This window comes from Mycobacterium sp., from assembly GCF_046330795.1.
Lineage (GTDB): Bacteria > Actinomycetota > Actinomycetes > Mycobacteriales > Mycobacteriaceae > Mycobacterium.
On record NZ_JAXLSA010000006.1, the window covers coordinates 1 to 26,043 of the forward strand.

A 26,043-nucleotide genomic window follows, 5' to 3' on the forward strand; every position below is an offset into this window, starting at 1 on the left:
GATTCGGCCCAGCCCGCCGATTCCGGCGTGACGTCGACGGTGAACGGGAGGGTGGCGCTGCCGGCCGGGATGTAGAGCGTGCTGTGCATGATCAGCGCACCATCGCCACGGCCGTCGACACCGCGGCCGCAACGTCGTCGTCGGCGGGGTAGAGCAGTGTGCGCCCGACGATCAGGCCGCGCACCGCCGGCAGGCCCAGGGCCTTCTCCCAGCTGGCGAACGCTTCGTCGGGATCGGTCGGATCGCCGCCGAGCAGCAGGGTCGGCATGGTGGTCGACTCCATGACGCGGTCCATTTCGGGGACGACGGGCAGCTTCATCCAGGTGTAGGCCGAGGTCGAGCCGAGGCCCTGGCAGATGTGGATCGACTTGATCACCGCATCGGGGGTCAGGTCATTGCGGACCTTGTCGTCGACCCGCCGGGACAGGAACGGCTCGAGCATCGCGATCAGGCCGTGCGCGGCCAGCTCGTCCACCGCCTGCGCGCACGCGGCCATGGTCGCGACCGTGCCGGGATCATCGAGCGCGATGCGGCACAACATCTTTCCACCGTTCATCCGGGCCGCGGCGGTCGAGGCCGCGGTGGCGCCCGTCATCCGGTCGTCGAACTCGAAGGATGCGCCGGCCAGACCGCCCCGGTTGAACGACGAGAACACCACCTTGTCCTGCAGCGCGCCCAGCAGGACCAGGTCGTCGAGGATGTCCGAGGTCGCCAGCACGCCGTCGACGCCGGGATCGGCCAGTGCGGTCCGCAGCCGGTCCAGCAGGTCGGTCCGGCTGTTCATGGCGGTGGGACGGTTGCCGACCGCCAGCGCACCCCGCGCCGGGTGGTCGGCGGCGACGATCATCAGCTTGCCGTCGCCGCGCACGGTTTCGCGGGTGACGCGGTTCTGCCAGGCGCGGGCGATGGCACCCGGGTCGGCGGCGCGGACCTCGGTGACGGCGGCGTAGTCGGTGCAAACGGCGTCAGACATTGACTGCCTCCACGGCGGTTTGTTCGGCGAGTTCGGCGACCTCGGCGGCGGTGGGCATGGCGGTGGAGCATTCCAGTCGCGAGGCCACGATGGCACCCGCGGCGTTGGCGTAGCGCAGGGTCTTCTCCAGCGGCCAGCTGTGCAGCAACCCGTGGATCAGGCTGCCGCCGAACGAATCTCCGGCTCCCAGGCCGTTGACCACGTCGACCTCGTTGGGTGGAACGGTGACCGAACTGTGCCGGGTCCTGCCGAGCACGCCCCGCGGGCCCTGCTTGACGATCGCCAGCTCCACGCCGAGATCGAGCAGCGCGTCGGCGGCCTTCTGCGGGTTCGATTCACCCACGGCGATCTCGCACTCCTCACGGTTGCCCACCGCGACGGTGACGTGGTGCAGGGCGCGCTGGACCTGCTCGGTGGCCGCCGCCGGGGACTCCCAGAACATGGGCCGGTAGTCCAGATCGAGCACCGTCAACGGGGCCCGGTCCCGGGCTTCCCAGGCTGCGAAATGCGCAGTGCGGCTGGGCTCTTCGGACAGTCCGGTGACCGTTGACCAGTACAGCCGGGCGGCGCGGACGGCGTCGGCGTCGATCTCGTCGGGCCGGATCTGCAGATCCGGTGCCGACGGCTTGCGGTAGAAGTACAGCGGGAAGTCGTCGGGCGGGAAGATCTCGCAGAACGTCACCGGGGTGGGGTACTGGCCGTGGGTGGTGACGTAGGTGTTGTCCACGCCCAGGCGGGCCAGTTCATTGCGGACGAATCGGCCGAAGGGATCGTCGCCGACACCGGAGATCAGTGCGCTGGTGTTGCCCAGGCGGGCGGCGGCGACGGCCACGTTGGCGGCGCTGCCACCGAGGAACTTGCCGAACGTCTCGACGTCCTCGAGGCCGACACCCACCTGTAGGGGGTAGATGTCGACGCCGCAGCGTCCGATGGCGAGCACGTCCAGGCCGGACCGGTTGGACCCGCTCGAATGTGGTGCTGTCACGTCAGACTCCCGAATGCGATGTGGCTGTTGTGCAGAGTTTGGTGGTGGGGACCTCCGTCGGCCGGGGGCGACGGGTCTCGTAGAAGACTGTGCTCCACGACACGGCGCGTGTCAAGACTTTGTTCTGACATTCTTACTTATAGTCAATCGCATGTAACCTTGATCGCACTGCCGATGCGACGTCGGTACCGAGACAATGACGATCGGAGCCAGGGTGACCACGACACTGCAGATCGACCTCGACCGCTCGAGTCCGGTGCCCCTGTACTTCCAGGTCGCCCAGGTCTTCGAGAAGGCGATCCTGGAGGGCGTGCTCAAACCGGGCGATCGTTTCGAGAACGAGCTGGCGCTGGCCGACCGGCTGAACCTGTCGAGGCCGACCACTCGTCGCGCGATCCAGGAACTCGTGGACAAGGGCCTGCTGGTGCGAAAGCGGGGCGTCGGCACCCAGGTGGTGCAGACGCCGGTGCATCGTCCGGTCGAGCTGACCAGCCTGTTCGACGACCTGGTCCGCGCCGGCCAGGAGCCGAGCACAACGGTGCTGGCCTACGGTGTGGACCACGCGCCGGCGGATATCGCCGGCCATCTGAATCTGCCGGCGGGCACCGAGGTTGCGACCATCCGGCGGCTGCGGTCATCGGGTGGGCAGCCGCTGGCGGTCATGACGAACTACCTGCCGGTGGCGCTGGCGCCCGAGCGGGAGGAACTCGAGCGCGCCGGTCTCTACCAGGCGCTGCGGGCGCGTGGCGTGCACATCCGGTTGGCCCGGCAGCGCATCGGCGCCAAGGCTGCCGACCGCGAGGAGGCGCGACTGCTCGACGAGAAGCCGAAGTCCCCGCTGCTGGTGATGGAACGCACGGCCTTCGACGACTCGGGCCGCGTGGTCGAGTACGGCAGTCACGTGTATCGGGCGTCGCGCTACTTCTTCGACACCACTCTGGTCGACCGCTGATCTGCCGTCGGCCCGTGCCGCGGATTTCGCACGTTCGCCCGAACGGCCGTCCGCGTGAGCTGCACCCGACGACGCCCAAGGTCGCCCAACTTTGACCTGCAGTCCTAATGTCAGAACAAAGTCTTGACATTCAGATGTGAGCGGGGTTACATCGAGCTGACGCCCTGGCACGGACCACTGAACACAGGTCGGATCCGACTGCCGGGCAATGTCTAGGACAGGAGAAGCAATGAAGTTCACGCGTCTCGCGGCGGCAGCCGGGGCGAGCGTCTTGGTGCTCGGGGTGGCAGCCTGCTCCAGCACGGGCGGAAAGCCACAGAGCAACGGCGGCGGAATGGGCGCCGGCAGCGCCGACACGCCACGGGCCACGATTGCGATGATCACCCACGAGGTACCGGGTGACTCGTTCTGGGATCTGGTCCGCAAGGGCGCCGAGACGGCGGCCAAGAAGGACAACATCGAGCTGCGCTACTCCAACGACCCCGAGGCGCCCAACCAGGCCAACCTGGTCCAGACGGCCATCGACAGCGGCGTGAAGGGCATCGCAATCACACTCGCCAAGCCCGACGCCATGAAGGCCGCCGTCGAGAACGCCAACTCCAAGGGCATCCCGGTGGTCGCGTTCAACTCCGGCCTCGACGCCTGGCAGGCCATGGGGGTCAAGGAATACTTCGGCCAGGACGAGTACATCGCGGGCCAGGAGGCCGGCAAGCGGCTGGCCGCCGACGGCGCCAAGAAGGCCATCTGCGTGATCCAGGAGCAGGGCCACGTGGGCCTCGAATCCCGTTGTGCCGGTGTGAAGAACTCCTTCCCGGCCACCGAGGTTCTCAACGTCAACGGCAAGGACATGCCGTCGGTCGAGGCTACCATAACCGCAAAGTTGCAGCAGGACAAGGACATTGACCACGTGCTGACCCTTGGCGCTCCGTTCGCGCTGACTGCCGTGTCGTCGGTGAAGAACGCCGGCAGCCAGGCCAAGGTGGTGACGTTCGACACCAACGCCGCGCTCGTCGATGCCATCAAGAACGGTGACGTGCAATGGGCCGTCGATCAGCAGCCGTTCCTGCAGGGCTACCTCGCGGTCGACTCCCTGTGGCTGTACCTCAACAACGGGAACGTGCTGGGCGGCGGGCAGCCGACCCTGACCGGGCCGTCGTTCATCGACAAGTCGAACATCGACGCCGTCGCCGAATATGCGAAAGCAGGTACCCGCTGATGACCACCCAGGCAGACCTCGACCTGGACACCCACAAGGTCGTCCATGATGAACGGGTCAAGGAACAGAACAAGCTGCAGCGCCTGCTGATTCGCCCCGAAATGGGTGCGCTGATCGGAGCCGTCGGCATCTTCATCCTGTTCCTCATCGTCGCGCCGCCGTTCCGCTCGCCGGAGGCGATGGCGACCGTGCTGTACGCCAGCTCGACCATCGGGATCATGGCGGTGGGTGTGGGCCTGCTGATGATCGGCGGCGAATTCGACCTATCCTCCGGCGTGGCGGTCACCACCGCATCGTTGGCGGCCTCGATGCTGTCCTACAACCTGCATCTCAACCTGTGGGTGGGAGCCCTTCTGGCACTGTGCATCTCGCTGGCCGTCGGGTTCTTCAACGGATACATGGTGATGCGCACCAAGATCCCCTCGTTCCTGATCACGCTGTCCACCTTCCTGATGCTCACCGGCATCAACCTGGCGGTGACCAAGCTGGTCGCCGGCCAGGTCGCCACGCCCAGCGTGTCCGATATGCAGGGGTTCGACTCCGGCAGGGCCGTATTCGCCTCGTCGGTCTCCCTGGGCCCGGTGTCGCTGCGGATCACCGTGCTGTGGTGGATCCTGTTCACCGTCATCGCCACCTACGTGTTGTTCAAGACTCGCGTGGGCAACTGGATCTTCGCCGTCGGCGGTAACCAGGAGAGCGCGCGGGCGGTGGGCGTACCGGTCACCAAGGTCAAGATCGGCCTGTTCATGGTCGTCGGCTTCTGCGCCTGGTTCGTCGGAATGCATCTGCTGTTCGCGTTCAACACGATTCAGTCCGGCCAGGGCATCGGCAACGAGTTCCTCTACATCATCGCGGCGGTCATCGGCGGCTGCCTGCTGACCGGCGGCTACGGCACCGCGATCGGCACCCTGATCGGTGCGTTCATCTTCGGCATGACCAACCAGGGCATCGTCTACGCGGGCTGGAACCCGGACTGGTTCAAGTTCTTCCTCGGAGCCATGCTGCTGTTCGCCGTCATCGCCAACAACGTGGTCCGCAACTTCGCGGCGAAGCGATAGGAGAGTCCGAATGACGACAACGGTCGAAGCGCACGTCGCCGAAATTCCCTCGGGCGGGGAGACCCCGCTGGTGGAGCTGAAGAGCGTCGGCAAGAGCTACGGGAACATCATCGCGCTCAAGGACATCAACCTGCGGGTGGGCGCCGGCGAGGTCACCGGCGTGCTGGGCGACAACGGCGCCGGCAAGTCGACGCTGATCAAGATCATCGCGGGCCTGCACAAGCCCACGGAGGGCGAGTTGCTCATCGACGGTGCGCCCACCACCTTCGAGTCGCCCAAGGATTCGCTCAAAGCCGGCATCGCCACGGTGTACCAGGACCTGGCGGTCGTGGCGCTGATGCCGGTCTGGCGCAACTTCTTCCTCGGAAACGAGTTGCGCAAGAAGGGCTTTCTGAAGTCGTTGGACATCAACGGCATGCGCGCGACGACGATCTCCGAGTTGCACAAAATGGGCATCGACCTGCCGGACGTGGACGCGCCCATCGGCTCACTGTCCGGCGGTCAGCGTCAGTGCGTGGCGATCGCCCGGGCGATCTTCTTCGGGGCCAGGGTTCTGATCCTCGACGAACCGACGGCCGCTCTGGGTGTCAAGCAGTCCGGGATGGTGCTGCGCTACATCACCGCGGCCAAGGAACAGGGGTTCGGGGTCATCTTCATCACCCACAACCCGCACCACGCGCACATGGTGGGCGACCATTTCGTATTGCTCAATCGTGGCCGCCAGAAGCTGGACTGCACCTATGACGAGATCACGCTCGAGCACCTGACCCAGGAGATGGCCGGCGGGAACGACCTCGAGGCGCTGGCCCACGAGCTGGGCCGCAAGTAACACACCGAACCCGGCTCGATCGCGCCCGCTCCAAGTCAGGGATGCGTCTGGGGTCTTATGGGCGAACCCGCCACGGTGGTCGTGCTCGTCGGGACGCCCGGTCATCGCCACGGCCGTCCGTGGTGGTTTCGTCGACGAAATGTGCGCGCATGGCTGCGATTGGCAGATGGACCGGGTGTCGGAGGCGCCCTGGTGGCGGTCTCGGTGGTAGGACGCGGAACAGACCATGACGTTGGATCGTGACTGTCCCCAGTCGGCGGTTGATCCCCAACCGAGGTGAGAAGCTCGGCCGTGAGACGCCGGACGGTCGGTGAGGGCCGCGAGCCTGAGCGTCATGGAACCGTTCATCGGGAGCGAGGTCGTTGCGGGTGGCGGACTGACCCGCGGCCAACTGCGTTGGGGCTACACGGCGCTGCACCCGGATGTGTATCTGCGTAGCGGCGCGACACAGGACCTGGACGTGCGGACGCGCGCTGCGTGGTTGTGGACTCGGCGCCGCGGCATCGTCGCCGGCCGGGCGGCGGCCGCGTTCTACTGCCGCCCGACGAACCCTGACGGACCGGTGGAGTTGATCGGCCGGGTTCGTCGACGCGAATCCGGTGTCATTGTGCGAGATGAACGGATCGCCGAGGACGAGATCGTCGTCCGTCGGGGAATTTCGGTAACCACGCCGGTGCGGACCGCGTGGGATCTCGCACGACATGTCGAACGTCGAGAAGCGATCATCCAGCTCGACGCCCTTGCCGCCGCGACGCGGATATCCCGGGAAGATGTATTCGAACTGGCGCGACGCTACCCCGGCGCGCGGGGTGCCGCGGTGGCGCGAGCCAGCCTGTGGGACATGGACGGTGGGGCCGGTTCACCGGAGGAGAGCCGGATTCGGGTGATCCTCGTCGACCACGGAATTCCGCGTCCGGAAACCGGCATCGTGGTGGGCTCCGGGCCGGAGGCGGTGCGAGTCCCCATGGGATGGCGGAACTTCCGGGTGGGGCTGCACTATCGAGCTGAGCCCGTCCGACCGGAGCATGCGGTGGTCGAACACCTCGTCGACCTCCGGTTGGCACTCGCGGGCTGGCTCATGGTCACTGTGGTTCCGGAAAATTTCCAGGAACAAATCGTGGCCGGCGTTCGGCAGGCGCTGATGTACCGCGCCGGAATCAGACGGTGAACGCGGCGCGGAACGCCTCCAGCGCGACGACGCTGTCGCCGGCCGCGTACGCCTCCATCCCTACAGTTCCCGCATAACCGCTGTTGCGCAACGCCTTTGCGATCGCAGGGTAGTGGATCTCACCGGTTCCGGGTTCGCAGCGGCCGGGCACGTCGGCGACCTGGATCTCGCCGATGGCGTCGCCGGCGCGGCGCACCAACTCGACGAGGTTCCCCTCACCGATCTGCGCGTGATAGAGGTCCAGCATCATCTTCACGTTCGGGTGCCCGACGGCCTCGATGAGCGCCAGGGTGTCCTTGGCGCGGGCCAGTGGCATCCCGGGATGGTCGACGATGGTGTTCAGATTTTCCAGGCAGAACGTGACCCCGGCGTCGGCGCCGAGTTCACCCAGGGCCTCCAGCCCGCGCAGCGCCGAGAACCACATGTCGCCGGAGACCCGGCTCCGGGGACGGGCCGCCTGCCCGTCGACGAGTTCGCCGGGGTGGACGACGAGCCGCGGAACACCCAGCACCGCAGCGGCTTTGACAGCCCGATGGGCGGTGCGCACCACCTCTTGGGCTCCCTCGGGATCGTAGAGGTCGCCGTGCAGGTATCCCGTCATCGACGAGAAGGTGGCACCGGTGGCGGCCAGCGCGTCCAGATCCTTGTCGTGGAAACTCCAGATCTCCACCTGGAAGCCGAGATCGTCGATGCGCTTGGCGCGCTCGACGATGTCGAGGTCGGTGAAGACCATCTCACTGCAGACGGCCAGGTCGAAGCTCATGCGGGCACCGCCTCCGCCAACTCGACCGGTGCGCCGGTTCGCACGGATTCGGCTGCGGCGAGCGCGATTTCGAGTGTAATCCGAGCGTCGTGGCGCGTCACCGCTGGCTGTCGGCCCGCACGCTGGCGAAGTGTGCGAACCCCGGGATCACGGGTCAGCGAACGCAGTAGCTGCGGGGTTCCGATCGTGCCCGCCGCGATGGCGTCGACGTCGGGGTCGGCAACGGCGGCCAGGGTGGCGCCGGCGACCCGGGTGGCGATGGACCCGGCGTGGAAGCGGCCGATCCAGCCGGCCCCGATGAGGCCGATGCGCAGTGGTTCGGACATGTGCTCTCCATTTGCTAGAACGTTTCTAGGCCATTGTGACGGTAGAGGCCCTCGGCGAGACGGCGCCGCCGCGACCGTGACGGCCATTGCGCAGGGCGCGAGCGCTCGGCCAGGGACGGTGCCAGCGCCCAATTCGGTACGTGGGTGAGCGTTCACGGGCAACGATCAAGGCCCGCGGCCCGGTAGGCCGCGTCGATCAACGTCATGTTCGCGACGGCGTCGTTGCCGTCCACCGGGAGCGGGTCGCCGTCGACCACGTGGGCGGCGAACGCCTCCAGTTGATAGCTGTACGACGTTCGTGTCCCGAGGCGCTCCACTCGTTCACCGGCTGCCGAACGCACCGTCAGCCGGTCGTCCTCGTGCGGCTTGATGAAGTTGTGCACCAAGGCTTCTGCCCGCGACCCGATCGCCCGGATGCTGAAGTGGTAGTGGTCGTCGACCATGCTGTTGCGGCTGCGGGCACCGGCCGCTCCGATCTTCATGTCCACGGTGCAGGAGGCATCCACCCCGAGATCGCGCTCGACCGCGTGGGCCCCGACGACGGAGACATCGGCACGCAACAGGGCTGCGATGGTGCGCACCACGTGGATTCCGTAACAACCCAGATCCATCAGCGCGCCGCCGGCGAGATCCAGCCGCCAGCGTGGGTCGTCCGGGGACGGCTCCGGCATGCCCATATCGACCTCGACATGGTGCAGCTCACCCAGGTCACCGCCCGCGACCAGATCCAGCAGCCGTCTGAACACCGGGTGATATGCGTAATGAAACGCCTCGACAACCGGAACTCCGGCCGCGTCGGATGCCGAGGCCACCTCACGTGCCTCGGATGCGTTGCGCGCGTACGGCTTCTCGGCCAGTACCGGCTTGCCCGCCGCCACTGCGGCGAGGTTCCACGGCGCGTGCAGCGAATTGGCCAGCGGGTTGTAGACCACGTCGACGTCGGGGTCGTCCAGCACAGCTCGGTAGGAGTCGAGTGTGCGTTCCACGCCGTATTTCTCGGCGAACAGCTCCGCCCGGCCGCGGTCCCGGGCGGCGACGGCCACCAGCCGATGGCCGAGTTCCTGCGCCGGCCCGACGATGGCCAGTTCGGCGATCCGGGAGGCGCCGAGGATCCCGATCCTCATGTCGCGGCGGCCCCATGCAGGAACGCCACGCTGGCCAGCACATCGGCCAGCGGCCCGGAACCTTCCGAGTTGACCCCAGGATCTGCTTGTAGGACTTGGTCCTGCTCCATCACGTACCAGCCGTCATACCCGCTGTCCTCCAACGTCTTCACGATCGCGGCGACGTCGACGTCGCCGGCCCCGAGCGGCACGTACATCCCAGCGGCCACGGCCTGGGTGTAGGTCAGCTCACCGGACTGCACCTTGGTGGCCAGTGCGGCGTCGACGTCCTTGAGGTGAGCGTGCTCGATGCGGTCGGGCACCTGCCGGGTGAGCTCCAGCGGATCGGTGCCGCCGATCAGCAGGTGGCCGGTGTCCAGGCACAGCGGGATGCGCGATCCCGCGAGCACGCGATCCACCTCGGCCCGGGTCTCCACCATGGTGCCGACGTGCGGATGCAGCACGGCGCGCAATCCACGCTTGGCCGCGATCTGCGCCAGCCGGTCGAGATTGGAAAGCAGGGTTTCCCACTGGTTTTCGTCCAGTTCGGGACGTTCATCGTAGCCGTCGGCGCCGGTGGCTGCGGCCAGCACCACCACACCCGCGCCGGCGGCCACCAGCGATTCCAGCGGACCGGCGAGGTCCTCGGCCGGGTCGTGGTCCGCGCGGAACAGCACCACGGGCACGAACCCGCCGACGCAGGACAGGCCGAAGCCGTCGAGCAGTTCGACCAACTCGGTTGTATCGGTCGGCAGGAAGCCGTCGGGGCCGAGTTCGGTGGCGGTCAGTCCGGCGTCGCGCATCTCGGAGAGCACGCGCTTCGAATCGAGTTGGTAACCCCAGCCGGGTACCTCACACACGCCCCACGAGATAGGAGCTCCGGCGATCTTCATCGGCGGACCTCCGAGATTCGTACCGGTGTGCCGCGCCGCAGGGATTCGGTGGCCGCCTCGGCGATCCAGGCGACCTCGACGGCGTCGGCGACGGTGGCTCCCTGAACGGGCCCGCCCCGCACCACGTCGACGAAGGCGGCCAGCTCGGTGCGGAACGCCTCGGTGAAGCGGTCCATGAAGAAGTGGTGCGGCATTCCCGTGGGGAACCCGGAATCACCAAGGCGCGGATCGACGTTGCGCATCGGGACGCCGTGATCCCAGCCGGCGACGACGGTGTCCTCGAAGCCGTGCACCTCCAGTCGGCAGTCATAGCCGCGGCCGTTGTATCGGGCGTTGGAGATCACCCCGAGTGCACCGCCGTCGAAGCGGACCACCACCGCGGCGGTGTCGACATCGCCGTACTCGGTGAACAACGGATCACCCTGCACGCTGCCGGTGGCGTAGACCTCGACGGCTTCCTGGTTGGTGATCCACCGCACGGTGTCGAAATCGTGGACGGCGCAGTCCCGGAAGATGCCGCCGGAGCCCTTGATGTAGTCCAACGGCGGGGGAGCGGGATCCATCGTGGTGCTGCGGACGGTGTGCAGGGCACCGAGGGTTCCGCCGTCGACGGCGGCCTTGGCCGCGGCGAAGGCCGCATCGAACCGGCGCTGGTAGCCGATCTGCACCGGCACCCCGGACCGGCCGATGACCTCGGCGACGTGGGCGCTCTCCTCGGCGGTGGCGGCGACGGGCTTCTCGCAGAAGGTGGGCAAGCCGGCCTCGACGGCGGCCAGGGTCAGTGCCGCGTGAGCCGGGGTGGCCGCGGCCACCACCACGCCGTCGACCCCGCAGGCCAGCAGTTCGGCAACCGAATTCACCGGTGTGGCACCGTATTTGGCGGCCACCTGTGCCACCACGTCGGGACGTTCGTCGGTGATCACCAGGCCGTCGAGCTCCGGCAGATTCATCAGCGTCTCTGAGTGGAAGGCACCGATCCGGCCCAGGCCGATCAGTCCGAGGGTGGTCATGGGATTCTCCGTTCTGCCTGGCCGCTCAGTGCGGCATCGAGTTCTGTCGGGGTGTGATCGGATTCGAGGGCGGCCAGCACCAGGTCGACCTGGCTGGGCGGGGCCAGCGACCCGATCGGCTGATCGCGGTCGAGATTGGTGGGGAAGGCGTAGCCCTCGGCGGTGGCGACGACGGCGTTGTGGACGTCGCGATCCCGGCCGGCGGACTTCATCGCCCGCAGCGCGGGATACACCGCGCGGACCATCGCGGTGCGGTCCAGGGATTCCATCGCCCGCCCGAAGGGCGAGGACACCTGCAGCAGGTTGGCCATCCGGCGAATATCGCCGGACGTATTTTCGCCGGCGCCGTGGTACAGCGCCGGATTGAAGAACACCGCGTCACCCTTGCGCAGCTGGGTCTGCACGTGGTGGGCCGCGAAGTACTCGAGGAACTCGGGCCGGTAGAAGGCGATGTACCCGGCCTCGAAGCGCTGCGAGTACGGCAGCAGCATGGTGGGTCCACTCTCGAGCGGCATGTCGCAGTGCGCGACTGCGCCCTGCAGGGTCAGGACCGCCGACATGCGGTGCAGGTGCGCGGGGTAGGCGGCCAGCTGATCGGGGTCGACGAAGCCGAGGTGGTAGTCGCGGTGCGGAACCTGCGCCGCGCCACTGGGATTGACGACGTTCACCTGTGAGGTGACCTGATAGCGGGGTCCCAGCCAGGCCTGCGAGATCAGCGCCACGGTGTCGTTGGCGTAGTAGTCGGCGAACACCTGCGGGGCGTGCAGCGCCAGCTTCTGCGCGGCATTCCAGATCCGGTCGTTGGCACCCGGTTTGCCGAAGTGGTCGCCCGCGGCGGCGCCCGCTGCCCGCTGGGCCGCGATGATCTCGGTGAAGGCGACGCTGGCGGGGTCGAGCACGTCATCGGTGAACGCGCCCTCGAACACCACGACGCCGGGGCCGTCGGTCAGGGCGCGGATCAGTTCGGCCTGGACGGCGCGCCGGTCGGCACCGGCCAGTGCCGCGGCCGAATAGATCAGCACGCCGCCGCGGAGGTCGTGGGCGTGCGGATAGTCGGCGAGGTCGGCGCTCCGCTGCAGGGAGGCGACAAAGGCGTCGAGGCCGCAGTCGGCGTCCTCGATCCACGCCGGACGCTGGAGGAGTGTGCTGGACATGACGCAAGTCTTGCTGTGCACTGGGACACAATCAACACCAGAAACCCATCAAAAAGCCATCAGCCATGGTGTGATGTCGGTGCACTGGCCGTCGCTCAGCGACGGTGTACGCACCGAAATCCCAGAAACGGGAGGTCGCCTGGATATGTCGCACCGGTACAAGGTCCGCGAGATCGCCCAGCAGGCCGGCCTGAGCGAGGCCACCGTCGACCGGGTCCTCAACGAGCGTCCCGGGGTGCGGGAGAACACCCGGGCCGAGGTTCGGCAAGCGATCGATGACCTGGACAAACAGCGCGCCCAGCTGCGCCTCAACGGCCGGCGCTATCTCATCGACGTGGTGATGCAGACCCCGCGGCGGTTCTCCGACGCGTTCCGCACCGCCGTGGAGGCCGAGCTGGCCTCGTTCGCCCCGGCCATGCTGCGGGCCCGGTTCCACCTCTGGGAGAGCGGCGCGACCTCGGCGACGGTCGAGCAGCTGGGCCGGCTGCGCGGCAGTCACGGCGTGATCCTCAAGGCGCCGGACGAGCCGGCGGTCGCCGAGGCCGTCGACGCCCTGGTCGCCGCCGGGATACCGGTGGTCACCTACACCACCGATGTGCCGGCCAGTGCACGGTGCGGTTACGTGGGGATCGACAACCACGCTGCCGGTGCGACGGCAGCCTACCTGATCCGTCAGTGGCTGGGTGGGGATCCCGCACATGTGTTGATCACGTTGAGCAGCAACGTCTTCCGGGGCGAGGGCGAACGCGAGGTGGGATTCCGCTCGGCGCTGCGCGGGTCCAATATCGGGGTGGTCGATGTCACCGATAGCGACGGTATCGACGCCACCAACGAAGGTCTGGTGCTCGACGCGCTGCGACGACATCCCGGGGTGGTGGGGGTCTACTCGGCGGGTGGCGGCAACGCCGCGACGGTCGCGGCATTCGAGAAGCTGGACCGCGAATGCAGGGTGTTCGTCGCCCACGACCTCGACGTGGACAACCGGCGACTGCTGCGGGAGGGCCGGCTGTCGGTGGTGCTGCACAACGATCTGCGATCCGACGCCCGGTTGGCGCTGCGGTTGATCCTTCAACAGCGGGGCGCCCTGCCGCCCGAGCCGGTCCGTCCCGTGCCGGTCCAAATCGTCACCCCGTACAACATTCCCGGCTGAGAATGTAACGCTGAGCGGTCGCTCAGCAGGGCGTCCGCAAACTTACCGGCGAGTAGGCATGGATTCTTAGATTCTGGTTGCCAGCAAAAGTGACCAAGACCACAGTATGGTCGTACAGGTGACCCAACCGGCCCGTTGATCTGCGGATTCATCTCAACGTAACCGGCGTGTCGGCGGGGGTTGGCGTATAGGCACACCTAAGAGAAGTGCAATAATCGGTACTTCGAGTGACACCAAACTCGGACGGCCGTGACACGTGTCAGGTTGGCGCCCCCGATCCGGGGCGGCGACAGCCCGCCGGCGGCGGCCTGGTACGCGAAGAGAAGGACGAAAGGCGACGACGTGGGTCCCAGTGACACCGTCAACGTGAACGGGGCACATCCTCGGGAGAAACTCGAGAAGGTCGTCATCCGATTCGCGGGCGACTCCGGCGATGGCATGCAGCTCACCGGAGACCGATTCACTTCCGAGGCAGCGCTTTTCGGCAACGACCTGGCGACGCAGCCCAACTATCCCGCCGAGATCCGGGCCCCCCAGGGCACCCTGCCCGGTGTCTCGTCATTCCAGATCCAGATCGCCGACTACGACATCCTGACCGCCGGTGACCGCCCCGACGTCCTGGTGGCGATGAACCCCGCGGCACTCAAGGCCAATATCGCTGACCTGCCGCGCGGCGGACTGGTGATCGCGAACTCCGACGAGTTCAGCAAGCGGAACCTGGCCAAGGTCGGCTACGAGGCCAACCCGCTCGAGGACGGCAGCCTCGAGGACTATGTGGTGCAGGCCGTGGCGATGACCACCCTCACCCTGGGCGCCGTCGAGGAGATCGGGGCCACCAAGAAGGACGGGCAGCGCGCCAAGAACATGTTCGCGCTCGGGCTGCTGTCGTGGATGTACGGCCGGCCCATCGAGACCTCCGAGAACTTCATCCGGGAGAAATTCGCCCGCAAGCCCGATGTCGCCGAGGCCAACGTGCTGGCGCTGAAGGCGGGCTGGAACTACGGCGAGACCACCGAGGCCTTCGGCACCACTTACGAGGTGTCACCGGCGAAGCTGAAGTCCGGTGAATACCGGCAGATCTCGGGCAACACCGCGCTGGCCTACGGGCTGGTCGCCGCCGGCCAACTGGCGAACCTGCAGGTCATGCTGGGCAGCTACCCGATCACCCCGGCGTCGGACATCCTGCACGAGCTGTCCAAGCACAAGAACTTCAACGTCCTGACCTTCCAGGCCGAGGACGAGATCGCGGGCATCGGCTCGGCCATCGGCGCCTCCTACGGAGGCGCACTGGGTGTCACCACCACGTCGGGGCCCGGCATCTCGCTGAAGTCCGAGGCCATCGGCCTGGCCGTGATGACGGAGCTGCCCCTGGTGATCGTCGACGTCCAGCGCGGCGGCCCGTCCACGGGTCTGCCCACCAAGACCGAGCAGGCCGACCTGCTGCAGGCGATGTTCGGCCGCAACGGCGAATCGCCGGTGGCCGTGCTGGCGCCGCGCTCGCCGTCCGACTGCTTCGACATCGCCGTCGAGGCCGCCCGGATCGCGATCAAGTACCACACCCCGGTGATCCTGCTGTCCGACGGCGCGATCGCCAACGGCTCGGAGCCGTGGCGCATCCCCGACATCAGCACCTATGCACCGATCGAGCACACGTTCGTCGGCGAGGGCGAGCCGTTCGCGCCGTACGCCCGCGACCCGCAGACGCTGGCCCGCCAGTTCGCCGTCCCCGGCACCCCCGGGCTCGAGCACCGCATCGGCGGACTGGAATCGGCCAACGGCTCGGGCAACATCTCCTACGAACCGGCCAACCACGACCTGATGGTCCGGCTCCGCCAGGAGAAGATCGCCGGCATCGAGGTACCGGATCTCGAGGTGGACGACCCCACCGGCGACGCCGAACTGCTGCTGCTGGGCTGGGGCTCGTCCTACGGCCCCATTGGTGAGGCGTGCCGGCGTGCCCGCCGCAACGGCATCAAGGTCGCCCACGCTCAGCTGCGGCACCTCAATCCGTTCCCGGCCAACCTCGGCGAGGTGCTGACGCGCTACCCGAAGGTCGTGCTGCCGGAGATGAACCTCGGCCAGCTGGCCCTGCTGCTGCGCGGCAGGTTCCTGGTCGACGTACAGTCGGTGAGCAAGGTCGAGGGCATGGCCTTCCTCGCCGACGAACTCGAGGGCATCATCGACGCCGCACTCGACGGAACGCTGGCCGAAAAGGAAAGCGACAAGGCCAAATTCGCGCGTCTGGCAGCAGCCACGATAGGAGCTGACGCATGACCGATCTGATGTCCAGCATCAACGGCGTCGGCCACCAAGAACTGGGCCTGACGCCGATATCCAAGAACAGCGGCGTACCGACCACCGACGAGCCCCAGAAGGGCAAGGACTTCACCAGCGACCAGGAGGTCCGCTGGTGCCCCGGGTGCGGTGACTACGTCATCCTCAACACCATCCGCAATTTCCTGCCCGAACTCGGCCTGAAGCGCGAGAACATGGTGTTCGTCAGTGGCATCGGTTGCTCGAGCCGGTTCCCGTACTACCTGGAGACCTACGGGTTCCACTCGATCCACGGCCGCGCCCCCACCATCGCCACCGGCCTCTCGCTGGCCCGCGACGACCTGTCGGTCTGGGTGGTCACCGGTGACGGCGACTCGCTGTCCATCGGCGGCAACCACTTGATCCACGCGCTGCGCCGCAACATGAACATCACGATCCTGCTGTTCAACAATCGGATCTACGGGTTGACCAAGGGCCAGTACTCGCCGACGTCGGAGGTCGGCAAGATCACCAAGTCGACGCCGATGGGCTCGCTGGATCAGCCGTTCAATCCCGTGTCACTCGCGCTGGGCGCCGAGGCCACGTTCGTCGGTCGGGCACTGGACTCCGACCGCGCCGGACTGACCGAAGTGCTGCGTGCCGCCGCCGCCCACCGGGGCGCCGCGATCGTGGAGATCCTGCAGGACTGCCCGATCTTCAACGACGGCTCCTTCGACCTGCTGCGCAAGGAGGGTGCCGAAGAGCGCGTCATCAAGGTGACGCCCGGCGAGCCCATCACGTTCGGTAACGACGGCGAATACTGCGTCGTGCAGTCGGGATTCAGCCTGGACGTGGCCAAGACGGCCGACGTCGCCGCCGCCGACATCGTGGTGCACGATCCGACGCTCAACGACCCGGCGTACTCGTTCGCGCTGTCGCGGCTCAGCGAGCAGAGCCTCGAGCACACGGTGATGGGCATCTTCCGTCAGGTGAACCGCCCGACGTACAACGATCAGGCTCGCGCGCAGGTCGCGATGGCACGGGAGACCATGCCGCACGACACGGCCGCCCTGCAGTCGCTGCTACGCGGCCGGGACACCTGGACCGTCGACTAGCACCGACTAACCAGCGCGAGCAGACGCAAAGGCCCCGTTTTCCAGCCGGAAACGTGGGCTTTTGCGTCTGCCCGGCCTGGGATGGCACTAATGTGACCGCCATGTCCGCCCCTTGCTCGCTGGCCGGTGTGGTGCTGGCCGGCGGTGCCTCGCGCCGGATGGGGCGCGACAAGGCCACCGCGGTGTACGACGGGCGCACCATGATCGAGACGGTGGTGGCCGTCGTCAAGCAGTGCTGCGCACCGGTATTCGTCGTCGCCGCGCCCGGCCAGGCGCTCCCTGATCTGCCCGGGGTCATGGTGCTGCGCGACGAGGTGCGCGGTGTCGGTCCGCTGCTGGCCACCGCGCGCGGGCTGCGGGCCGCCGCCGATGCGGGAGCGCAGCGCGCCTTCGTGTGCGCCGTCGACATGCCACGGTTGACCCCCGAACTGATCACTGACCTCGCCGCGCACGACGGAGCCGATGTCGTGCTGCCCTGGGATGGTCGTGACCACTATCTGGCCGGCGTGTACCGCACCGGATTGGCCGACCGCGGCGACGCGCTCGTCATGGCGGGGGAACGCAGTATGCGGTCATTGGTCGACACCGTGAACACCCAGCGCATCGTGATGGCCCCGACGGCGGCGTTGACGAACGTCAACACGCCCGTCGAGTTGGTACGTTAGGGCCGAAATCACTTGTGCGACAACGGGTTCGAGGTGAAATCCGACCCGTTGGAGTTACCCGGTCCCCGGATTCCGGATAATTGGTGAATTAATGGCGTGTCGCTGACGCAATACCATTGTTGAATATGCTATCGGAATAGGTATTGCATTCTTTCCGTGGAATGGTCTCGATTCACAGCAGTCACATCCGTCACCTCGATAACACGAGTTATCCAGCGTGCGTGCCTCGCCAATTCGAAGATGTCGACCAGGCGTGCTCCAGCTCACAAAATGCCTGTGAGTTGCGTCATAAAGAGGGCTGTTCGCGCAGCGTGCAGACCCTGCTGAGTTCCGTGCATTGACCTGCACAGACTCCTCTCAGGTTCCGCTGTGATCGTCCCGTGATCTAAACGAAATACCCACTCGACCAATGTGACTAACGGGTGGCCCGTCCGTACTGTCAAATGCAACCCGCAAGGGGATCAGATAACTGAACAAACTGAATGACCGCGTGTGAGCGGGATTGGTACGGATCCGTTGGACCTTCCAATCGCAGGGTGACATTGCCTCTGCGGGGCAGCAGATTGCCTCCCGCTGTCGTGCCTGACCTAGACGGCACGCCCCGAGACCCCCGGCCACCTCACCGTCGAGGTATCCAACGCCCGCCGCGCGGGCGTTGTCCTGGCGCGCGCGTAGCGAAAGGAAGCACGTTGAAGAATTTCCGCAAGACGATCGGTATGGCTGTCATCGGTGGCGCCCTGTCGGTCGCCCCGATTGCCCTGGGCACCGCTACCGCGAATGCCGACAGCGTCAACTGGGACGCGATCGCCGCGTGCGAGTCCGGCGGCAACTGGGCGATCAACACCGGAAACGGCTACTACGGCGGCCTGCAGTTCACGCTGGGCACCTGGCATGCCAACGGTGGCAGCGGTTCGCCCGCCGGCGCCAGCCGGGCCGAGCAGATCCGCGTTGCGGAGAACGTGCTGCGTTCGCAGGGCATCGGCGCGTGGCCGGTGTGCGGCCGTCGCGGCTGATCGACGAGCGATTACTTCCGGAAGGTGCCGGGCGCTGATGCGCCCGGCACCTTCTTTCGTTGTCCGTGGCGCCGTTTCGAGTGACGCTCGCGCGGACTTCCGCGCGGACGGGGAGACTACGGTCGAGCGATGGCACATCGGGTCATCGTGGTGGGTGCGGGGATCGCCGGGCTCAGCACGGCGGTGGCACTGCACCGCGGCGGTCATCTCGTCACCGTGTTCGAAGAGCGGTCCGACACCTCCTCGGGAGCCGGGATCAGCATCTGGCCCAATGCGCTGGCCGCCCTGGACCGGATCGGCCTCGGCGACCAGGTGCGCGAGGCCGGCGGCCGGATCAGCGCGGGCGCCGTGCGCTGGCGTGACGGCACGTGGATCCGCCGGCCGTCGGCGCAGCGCATCGTCACGGCCCTCGGCGAACCGCTCGTCGTCATCGAGCGGGCGATCCTGCGCGACATCCTGGCCGGTGCCCTGCCCGCCGGCACCGTCGAGCACGGCGTCGCCGTCACGGCCGTCGAACACACCGCCGCCGGCGTGCGGGCGGACCTCGCCGACGGTTCGCGCCGCGAGGCCGACGCCCTGGTCGGTGCCGACGGCACGTATTCGGTGGTGGCCCGGCTCCTCAACGGCGACCTCGCGCAGCGCTACGTCGGGTACACCGCCTGGCGCGGGGTGGCCGACCACCGGCTCGATCCCGACCTGGCCGGCGAGACGTTCGGCATGGGTGTCGAGGTCGGCCATGTGCCGATGGGCGTGAACCAGACCTACTGGTTCGCCACCGAGCGCGTCGCCGAGGGCGGCACGGCCGGAGCCTGCGCGCTCGAGCACCTCCGCTCGACGTTCGCCGAGTGGGCCGATCCGGTGCCCGCGATCCTGGCGGCCACGCCGCCCGACCGACTGCTGCGCAACGATCTCTACGATCGCGCCACCGCCAGGCGCTGGGCCCGCGGTCCCGTGGTTCTGGTGGGCGACGCCGCCCATCCGATGCGCCCGCATCTGGGACAGGGCGGCTGTCAGGCGATCGAGGACGCCGCGGTGCTGGCCCGGCTGCTGGGCTCGGCATCCGATCCGGCGACGGCGTTCGCCCGCTTCGAGAGATACCGCCGCCCCCGGGTGCGGGCGCTGGTCCGGGAGTCTCGTACCGTCGGCGCTGTGCTCAATGTGCGCCCGGCCGTCCTGGCCGCGGGGCTCACGCGGGCGACGGCGGTAATACCCGAGGCTGTTCTGACGCGCCACCTAGCCTGGGTGGCGGCGCGCTCGGCGTTCCGCCTGCCGCAGAACGAGGAAGTGTAGGGAGGTTCGGGGAATGTCAACAGCGCAACGCGAATTCGACATTGTCATCTACGGCGCAACGGGATTCGTCGGAAAGCTGACCGCGGAATACCTGTCGCGTGCCGGCGAGGGGGCCCGGGTCGCCCTGGCCGGGCGCTCACCCGAGCGCCTCGCGCAGGTTCGCGAGAGCTTGTCCGGGCAGGCACGGTCCTGGCCGATCCTGACCGCCGATGCGTCGGCACCGTCGACCCTGCAGGAGATGGCCGCGCGCACCCAGGTGGTGGTGACCACCGTCGGTCCCTACGCGAAATACGGGCTGCCACTGGTGGAAGCCTGCGCCGCGGCCGGCACCGACTACGCCGATCTGACCGGCGAGCCGAACTTCATCCGCGACAGCATCGACCTCTATCACAAACAGGCCGTCGACACCGGTGCGCGCATCGTGCACTCCTGCGGATTCGACTCGATCCCGTCGGATCTGACGGTCTACACGCTGTTCCGGCAGGCGCGTGACGACGGCAGCGGCGAGTTGCTCGACACCAACCTGGTGGTGCGCCGCTTTTCCGGCGGCCTGTCGGGAGGCACCTTGGCCTCGATGCTGGAGGTGCTGGCGGCGAGCAGCAAGGACGCCGGTCTGCGCGACCAGATCAGCGATCCGTACACCCTGACCCCGGATCGCGGTGCCGAACCCGAACTCGGCGGCCAACCCGATGCGCGGTGGCACCGGGGTGCGGAGATCGCACCCGAATTGCGCGGCATCTGGACGGCGGCGTTCGCCATGGCGTTGCCGAACAGCCGAATTGTGCGGCGCAGCAACGCATTACTGGGCTATCCCTACGGCCGCCGTTTCGCCTATGGCGAACAGATGAGCGTCGGCTCCTCCCCGCTGGCGCCCGTGGCGGCTGCGGCGGTCACCGCGGCCAACGCCGCCACCCTGGGCCTGGGTGCCCGGTTCTTCCGGTTCCTGCCGCGGTCACTGGTCAACCGCATCATGCCCAAACCCGGCACTGGCCCGAGCGAGCAGACGCGCGAAAACGGTCACTACACCGTGGAGACGTACACCACCACGACCAGCGGTGCCCGGTACCGCGCCACCATGGCGCAGCAGGGCGACCCCGGCTACAAGGCCACCGCGGTGTTGCTCGGTGAGAGCGCGCTCGCGCTCGCGCTGGACCGGGACCGGCTCTCGGATCTGCGCGGGGTGCTGACCCCGGCCGCGGCCATGGGCGATGTGCTGTGTCAGCGCCTTCCGGCGGCGGGCGCCACGTTGACCGTCGACCGGCTGGCTGACGGGCGGCATCTCACCCCGTAGCCGCAATCGTTGGACTACTGTGGCGTCGAAGTTCAACCAACGTCAGCAAACCAAAGGAAGTGAACACCATGGCCGGTCTCGACGATCTCATTTCGCAGATCCCGATTGCCGACATCGCGAGCAAGCTCGGCGCAGATCAGGGTGAGGTGGCCAGTGCTGTCCAGCAACTGGTACCGGCTCTCGTCGGCGGCCTCCAGGTCAACGTCCAGGACGACAAGATCGACTCCAGCAAGCTGGAGGAGGCGGTCAGCAGCCACGCAGTCAGCGGTCTGCTCGACGGCGGTGTGAACGTCAACGACGTCGACGAGAACGAGGGCGACCAGATCGTCTCGCGGATCTTCGGCGGCAACGACAGCGCTGCGGTTGCCTCGGCACTGGCCGGCGGCGGCGCCGGCGGCGGCGGTCTGGTGCAGAAGCTGCTGCCGATCCTGGCGCCGATCGTGCTGGCCTACATCGGAAAGCAGTTCGCCAACAAGAACGCTCCGGCCGGCGGCGCGCAGGCGTCCGGCGGCGGTGGCCTCGGCGACGTGCTGGGCAGCATCCTCGGTGGCGCCACCGGTGGCGGCAACAACCCGCTGGGCAGCATCCTGGGCAGCGTGCTCGGCGGCGGCCAGGGCGGCAGCAACCCGATCGGCGACATTCTCGGTGGGCTGCTGGGCGGCAAGAAGTAGGCCGTTCCCCACACCTGACGCAAGGCCCCCGATCCCTCAGGGATCGGGGGCCTTCGTGTCCCCGCAGCGTGCTCAATAGAATCGACGGGTGACCCCGAGCGCCCGCCCCGACGCCCCCGAAGCCGGAACCGCGAACTCCCTGCCCAAGTCCTGGGATCCGGCCGCGGTGGAGAGCGAGCTGTACCAGGGCTGGGTGGACGCCGGATACTTCACCGCCGACCCGGCCAGTGCCAAGCCCGCCTATTCGATCGTGCTGCCCCCGCCGAACGTGACGGGCAGCCTGCACATGGGTCACGCGCTGGACCACACCCTGATGGACGCGCTGACCCGCCGCAAACGCATGCAGGGTTTCGAGGTCCTGTGGCTCCCCGGTATGGACCACGCCGGCATCGCCACCCAGTCGGTGGTGGAGAAGCAGATCGCCGTCGACGGCAAGACCAAGGAAGACTTCGGCCGCGAGCTGTTCATCGACAAGGTGTGGGACTGGAAGCGTGAATCCGGCGGCACCATCGGCGCGCAGATGCGCCGTCTCGGTGACGGTGTGGACTGGAGCCGGGACCGATTCACCATGGACGACGGACTGTCCCGAGCGGTGCGCACCATCTTCAAGCGGCTCTACGACGCGGGGCTGATCTATCAGGCCGAGCGGCTGGTGAACTGGTCACCGGTGCTGCAGACGGCGATCAGCGACCTCGAGGTCAAGTACGAGGACGTCGAGGGTGAGCTGGTGTCGTTCCGGTACGGGTCGATGGACGACGCGGAGCCCCACATCGTGGTGGCCACCACGCGGATGGAGACGATGCTCGGGGACACCGCCATCGCGGTGCACCCCGACGACGACCGCTACCGGGGGCTGGTCGGGAAGTCCCTGCCGCACCCATTCCAGGACCGGGACATCCTGATCGTCGCCGACGAACACGTCGACCCCGAATTCGGCACCGGCGCAGTGAAAGTCACGCCCGCACACGATCCCAACGACTTCGAGATCGGCCTGCGGCACCACCTGGCGATGCCGACCATGATGGACGAGCGCGGCCGGATCGCGGACACCGGAACACAATTCGACGGCATGGACCGCTTCGAGGCCCGGGTGGCGGTGCGTGAGGCGCTGGCCGCCCAGGGCCGCATCGTCGCCGAGAAGCGGCCGTATCTGCACAGCGTCGGGCACTCCGAGCGCAGCGGCGAGCCGATCGAACCCCGGCTGAGCCTGCAGTGGTGGGTCAAGGTCGAGTCCCTTGCCGAGAAGGCCGGCGATGCGGTTCGCAACGGCGACACCGTGATTCATCCCAAGAGCCTCGAGCCGCGCTGGTTCGGCTGGGTGGACGACATGCACGACTGGTGCATCTCACGGCAGCTGTGGTGGGGCCACCGCATCCCGATCTGGCACGGGCCGGACGGCCAGAAGGTGTGTGTGGGACCCGATGAGACCCCGCCGGATGGCTGGCAACAGGACCCCGACGTGCTGGACACCTGGTTCTCCTCGGCGTTGTGGCCGTTCTCGACCATGGGCTGGCCGGACGCCACCCCCGAACTGGCCAAGTTCTATCCGACCAGCGTGCTGGTGACCGGCTACGACATCATCTTCTTCTGGGTGGCCCGGATGATGATGTTCGGCACCTTCGTCGGCGACGACGACGTCATCACCCTGGGCGGACAACGCGGTCCGCAGGTGCCGTTCGAGAACGTGTTCCTGCACGGCCTGATTCGCGACGAGTTCGGCCGGAAGATGAGCAAGTCCAAGGGCAACGGAATCGACCCGTTGGACTGGGTGGAGACCTTCGGCGCCGACGCGCTGCGGTTCACCCTGGCCCGCGGTGCCAGCCCCGGCGGCGACCTGTCGATCGGCGAGGACCACGCCCGCGCGTCGCGCAACTTCGCCACCAAGATCTTCAACGCCACCCGGTTCGCCCTGATGAACGGTGCCGCGCCGGCGCCGCTGCCGGCCGACCTGACCGACGCCGACCGGTGGATTCTGGGACGCCTCGAAGAGGTTCGCGCCGAAGTGGATTCGGCCCTGGACGCCTACGAGTTCAACCGGGCCTGCGAATCGCTCTACCACTTCGCCTGGGACGAGTTCTGCGACTGGTACGTCGAGCTGGCGAAGGTGCAGTTGGGGGAGGGGATTTCGGGAACCACGGCGGTCCTCGCGACGGTGCTGGACGCGCTGCTCAAGCTGCTGCACCCGGTGATGCCCTTCGTGACCGAGACCCTGTGGAAGGCATTGACGGGTCAGGAGTCGGTGGTGATCGCCGCGTGGCCGCAGTCCTCCGGGATCACGCTGGACACCGTTGCCGCGCAACGGATCGACGATATGCAGAAATTGGTGACGGAGGTCCGCCGGTTCCGCAGCGACCAGGGCCTGGCCGACCGGCAGAAGGTGCCGGCCCGGCTGTCCGGGGTCGCCGATGCCGATCTGTCGACCCAGGTTCCGGCCGTCACCGCACTGGCGTGGCTGACCGGGGCCGGCGACGGCTTCACTCCAACCGCATCCATCGAGGTCCGGCTGTCCGGCGGCACGGTGCTGGTCGAGGTCGACACGTCGGGCACCGTCGACGTCGCGGCCGAACGCCGTCGGCTGGAGAAGGACCTGGCGGTGGCGCAGAAGGAGATGGCCGGCACCACGGCGAAACTCGGCAACGAGGCGTTCCTGGCCAAGGCGCCCGAGGACGTGGTGGCCAAGATCCGGGAGCGCCAACGGGTGGCGGGCGAGGAGGTCGACCGCATCACGGCCCGGCTGGCCGCCCTGCGATGAGCACCGAACCCGCGCCCGAGGAGATCACCGCGATCGCCGCGCTGCTGCAGGTCGAGCACCTGCTCGATCAGCGCTGGCCCGAGACCAAGATCGAACCGTCGACGGCGCGGATCGCGGCCCTGATGGAGCTGCTGGGCAACCCGCAGTTGACCTACCCGTGCATCCACATCGCCGGCACCAACGGCAAGACGTCGGTCGCGCGGATGGTCGATGCGCTGCTGACCGCGTTCAGCCGCCGCACCGGCCGGACCACCAGTCCGCACCTGCAGTCGGCGGTCGAACGCATCTCGATCGACGGAAAGCCCATCAGCCCAGCGGTTTACGTCGACACCTACCGTGAGATGGAGCCGTTCGTGCACCTGGTGGACGCGCAGTCCGAGGAGGCCGGCGGACCGCGCATGAGCAAGTTCGAGGTCGTCACCGCCATGGCGTTCGCGGCGTTCGCCGACGCACCGGTCGACGTCGGCGTCATCGAGGTCGGCCTCGGCGGCCGCTGGGACGCCACGAACGTGGTCGATGCGCCCGTGGCCGTGATCACCCCGATCGGGATGGACCACGCCGAGTATCTGGGCACCGATCTGGCGGCCATCGCCGGCGAGAAGGCCGGGATCATCAAGAAGCAACCGGAGGATCTGGTCCCGACCGATACCGTGGCCGTCGTCGCGCTGCAGGCGCCCGAAGCGATGGAAGTGATTCTGGCGCAGACGGTTACCGCTGATGCGGTGGTGGCCCGGGAGGGTTCGGAGTTCGCCGTGCTCGGTCGGCAGACCGCCATCGGCGGCCAGGTGCTCGAACTGCAGGGCCTGGGCGGGGTGTACTCCGAGGTGTTCGTGCCGCTGCACGGTGAGCATCAGGCCCACAACGCCGTCGTCGCACTGGCCGCCGTCGAGGCGTTCTTCGGCGCCGGTGCCGACCGCCAGCTCGACGTCGACACCGTGCGCGCCGGATTCGCCTCGGTCTCCAGTCCTGGTCGGCTGGAGCGGATGCGCAGCGCGCCAACTGTTTTCATCGACGCCGCACACAATCCGGCCGGGGCGGCCGCGCTGGCTTCGGCCCTGGCAGACGAGTTCGACTTCCGGTTCCTGGTCGGGGTGGTCGGAGTGATGGCCGACAAGGACGCCAGCGGCATTCTGACCGCGCTCGAGCCGGTGTTCGACCAGATCGTGATCACCCAGAACGGGTCGCCACGGGCGATGGACGTCGCCGAGTTGGCGATGCTGGCCGAGGAACGCTTCGGCCCGGACCGGGTGCTGACCGCCGCAACGCTGGCCGACGCCGTCGAGACCGCCACCGCACTCGTCGAGGAGGCCGGCGCCGAGGCAGGCCTGTCCGGGGCGGGCATGGTGATCACCGGGTCCGTCGTCACCGCCGGGGCGGCGCGCACGCTGTTCGGCAAGGACCCGCGATGAGCGA

22 protein-coding genes and 2 pseudogenes are annotated in these 26,043 nt (G+C 67.7%); 15 read left to right on the plus strand and 9 right to left on the minus strand.

Annotated elements, in window-relative coordinates:
- The 3 genes and pseudogenes from U0R18_RS18190 to iolC form a co-directional block, all read right to left on the minus strand.
- Positions 1-89 (minus strand): annotated as a pseudogene (locus tag U0R18_RS18190) (5-deoxy-glucuronate isomerase); the annotation flags it as partial.
- A 2-nt stretch (positions 90-91) separates the two neighbouring features.
- Positions 92-973 (minus strand): Cgl0159 family (beta/alpha)8-fold protein, encoded by an 882-nt coding sequence (locus U0R18_RS18195; RefSeq protein ID WP_526371002.1) that lies wholly within the window; start codon positions 971-973, stop codon positions 92-94.
- Positions 966-1,958: a 5-dehydro-2-deoxygluconokinase gene (gene iolC / locus U0R18_RS18200; protein ID WP_526371004.1), complete on the minus strand. Its 993-nt coding sequence runs from the start codon at positions 1,956-1,958 to the stop codon at positions 966-968. The genes U0R18_RS18195 and iolC overlap by 8 nt, the downstream gene beginning before the upstream one ends.
- 196 nt (positions 1,959-2,154) lie before the next feature.
- Between iolC and U0R18_RS18205 the strand changes: the two genes are divergently transcribed.
- The 5 genes from U0R18_RS18205 to U0R18_RS18225 all read left to right on the plus strand — a co-directional run bounded on the left by U0R18_RS18205 (position 2,155) and on the right by U0R18_RS18225 (position 7,181).
- Positions 2,155-2,910, plus strand: a complete 756-nt coding sequence (locus U0R18_RS18205) for a GntR family transcriptional regulator (RefSeq protein ID WP_526371006.1) — start codon at positions 2,155-2,157, stop codon at positions 2,908-2,910.
- Positions 2,911-3,139: 229 nt separating this feature from the next.
- Positions 3,140-4,126 (plus strand): substrate-binding domain-containing protein, encoded by a 987-nt coding sequence (locus U0R18_RS18210; protein WP_526371008.1) that lies wholly within the window; start codon positions 3,140-3,142, stop codon positions 4,124-4,126.
- Positions 4,126-5,184: an ABC transporter permease gene (locus tag U0R18_RS18215; RefSeq protein WP_526371010.1), complete on the plus strand. Its 1,059-nt coding sequence runs from the start codon at positions 4,126-4,128 to the stop codon at positions 5,182-5,184. The genes U0R18_RS18210 and U0R18_RS18215 overlap by 1 nt, the downstream gene beginning before the upstream one ends.
- Before the next feature lie 10 nt (positions 5,185-5,194).
- Positions 5,195-6,013: an ATP-binding cassette domain-containing protein gene (locus U0R18_RS18220; protein WP_526371012.1), complete on the plus strand. Its 819-nt coding sequence runs from the start codon at positions 5,195-5,197 to the stop codon at positions 6,011-6,013.
- A gap of 334 nt (positions 6,014-6,347) precedes the next feature.
- On the plus strand, positions 6,348-7,181 hold the full coding sequence (locus U0R18_RS18225; RefSeq protein WP_526371014.1) for a type IV toxin-antitoxin system AbiEi family antitoxin: 834 nt from the start codon (positions 6,348-6,350) through the stop codon (positions 7,179-7,181).
- Here U0R18_RS18225 and U0R18_RS18230 read toward each other — a convergent pair.
- From U0R18_RS18230 to U0R18_RS18255, 6 genes are all read right to left on the minus strand, one after another.
- Positions 7,171-7,944 (minus strand): TIM barrel protein, encoded by a 774-nt coding sequence (locus tag U0R18_RS18230; RefSeq protein WP_526371016.1) that lies wholly within the window; start codon positions 7,942-7,944, stop codon positions 7,171-7,173. The genes U0R18_RS18225 and U0R18_RS18230 overlap by 11 nt on opposite strands.
- Positions 7,941-8,270, minus strand: a complete 330-nt coding sequence (locus U0R18_RS18235) for a hypothetical protein (RefSeq protein ID WP_526371018.1) — start codon at positions 8,268-8,270, stop codon at positions 7,941-7,943. The genes U0R18_RS18230 and U0R18_RS18235 overlap by 4 nt, the downstream gene beginning before the upstream one ends.
- Before the next feature lie 152 nt (positions 8,271-8,422).
- Positions 8,423-9,394 (minus strand): Gfo/Idh/MocA family protein, encoded by a 972-nt coding sequence (locus U0R18_RS18240; RefSeq protein WP_526371020.1) that lies wholly within the window; start codon positions 9,392-9,394, stop codon positions 8,423-8,425.
- Complete coding sequence (locus tag U0R18_RS18245; protein ID WP_526371022.1) at positions 9,391-10,266, minus strand: sugar phosphate isomerase/epimerase family protein; 876 nt, start codon at positions 10,264-10,266, stop codon at positions 9,391-9,393. The genes U0R18_RS18240 and U0R18_RS18245 overlap by 4 nt, the downstream gene beginning before the upstream one ends.
- Positions 10,263-11,276: a Gfo/Idh/MocA family protein gene (locus U0R18_RS18250; protein ID WP_526371024.1), complete on the minus strand. Its 1,014-nt coding sequence runs from the start codon at positions 11,274-11,276 to the stop codon at positions 10,263-10,265. The genes U0R18_RS18245 and U0R18_RS18250 overlap by 4 nt, the downstream gene beginning before the upstream one ends.
- Positions 11,273-12,430 (minus strand): phytanoyl-CoA dioxygenase family protein, encoded by a 1,158-nt coding sequence (locus tag U0R18_RS18255; protein ID WP_526371026.1) that lies wholly within the window; start codon positions 12,428-12,430, stop codon positions 11,273-11,275. The genes U0R18_RS18250 and U0R18_RS18255 overlap by 4 nt, the downstream gene beginning before the upstream one ends.
- A 145-nt stretch (positions 12,431-12,575) precedes the next feature.
- Between U0R18_RS18255 and U0R18_RS18260 the strand changes: the two genes are divergently transcribed.
- The 10 genes and pseudogenes from U0R18_RS18260 (at position 12,576) to folC (ending at position 26,039) form a co-directional block, all read left to right on the plus strand.
- Positions 12,576-13,580 carry a LacI family DNA-binding transcriptional regulator gene (locus tag U0R18_RS18260; RefSeq protein ID WP_526371028.1) on the plus strand — a complete coding sequence of 335 codons (1,005 nt, stop codon included), beginning with the start codon at positions 12,576-12,578 and terminating at the stop codon, positions 13,578-13,580.
- 276 nt (positions 13,581-13,856) lie between these two features.
- On the plus strand, positions 13,857-15,854 hold the full coding sequence (locus U0R18_RS18265) for a 2-oxoacid:acceptor oxidoreductase subunit alpha (protein WP_526371241.1): 1,998 nt from the start codon (positions 13,857-13,859) through the stop codon (positions 15,852-15,854).
- Positions 15,851-16,948, plus strand: a complete 1,098-nt coding sequence (locus tag U0R18_RS18270; RefSeq protein ID WP_526371030.1) for a thiamine pyrophosphate-dependent enzyme — start codon at positions 15,851-15,853, stop codon at positions 16,946-16,948. Before U0R18_RS18265 ends, U0R18_RS18270 begins: the two co-directional genes overlap by 4 nt.
- 101 nt (positions 16,949-17,049) lie before the next feature.
- Complete coding sequence (gene mobA / locus U0R18_RS18275) at positions 17,050-17,613, plus strand: molybdenum cofactor guanylyltransferase (protein WP_526371032.1); 564 nt, start codon at positions 17,050-17,052, stop codon at positions 17,611-17,613.
- A gap of 779 nt (positions 17,614-18,392) precedes the next feature.
- Positions 18,393-18,626: pseudogene (locus U0R18_RS18280) on the plus strand (transglycosylase family protein); the annotation flags it as partial.
- A 129-nt stretch (positions 18,627-18,755) separates the two neighbouring features.
- Positions 18,756-19,916, plus strand: a complete 1,161-nt coding sequence (locus U0R18_RS18285; RefSeq protein WP_526371034.1) for an FAD-dependent oxidoreductase — start codon at positions 18,756-18,758, stop codon at positions 19,914-19,916.
- A 13-nt stretch (positions 19,917-19,929) separates the two neighbouring features.
- Positions 19,930-21,207: a saccharopine dehydrogenase family protein gene (locus tag U0R18_RS18290; protein ID WP_526371036.1), complete on the plus strand. Its 1,278-nt coding sequence runs from the start codon at positions 19,930-19,932 to the stop codon at positions 21,205-21,207.
- 68 nt (positions 21,208-21,275) lie between these two features.
- Positions 21,276-21,878 carry a DUF937 domain-containing protein gene (locus U0R18_RS18295; RefSeq protein WP_526371038.1) on the plus strand — a complete coding sequence of 201 codons (603 nt, stop codon included), beginning with the start codon at positions 21,276-21,278 and terminating at the stop codon, positions 21,876-21,878.
- Between the two features lie 88 nt (positions 21,879-21,966).
- Entirely contained in the window at positions 21,967-24,630 is a 2,664-nt protein-coding gene (locus tag U0R18_RS18300; protein WP_526371040.1) for a valine--tRNA ligase, read from the plus strand.
- Positions 24,627-26,039, plus strand: coding sequence for a bifunctional tetrahydrofolate synthase/dihydrofolate synthase (gene folC / locus U0R18_RS18305; RefSeq protein ID WP_526371042.1), 1,413 nt, complete (start codon positions 24,627-24,629; stop codon positions 26,037-26,039). The genes U0R18_RS18300 and folC overlap by 4 nt, the downstream gene beginning before the upstream one ends.
- The last annotated feature ends 4 nt before the right edge of the window (positions 26,040-26,043 follow it).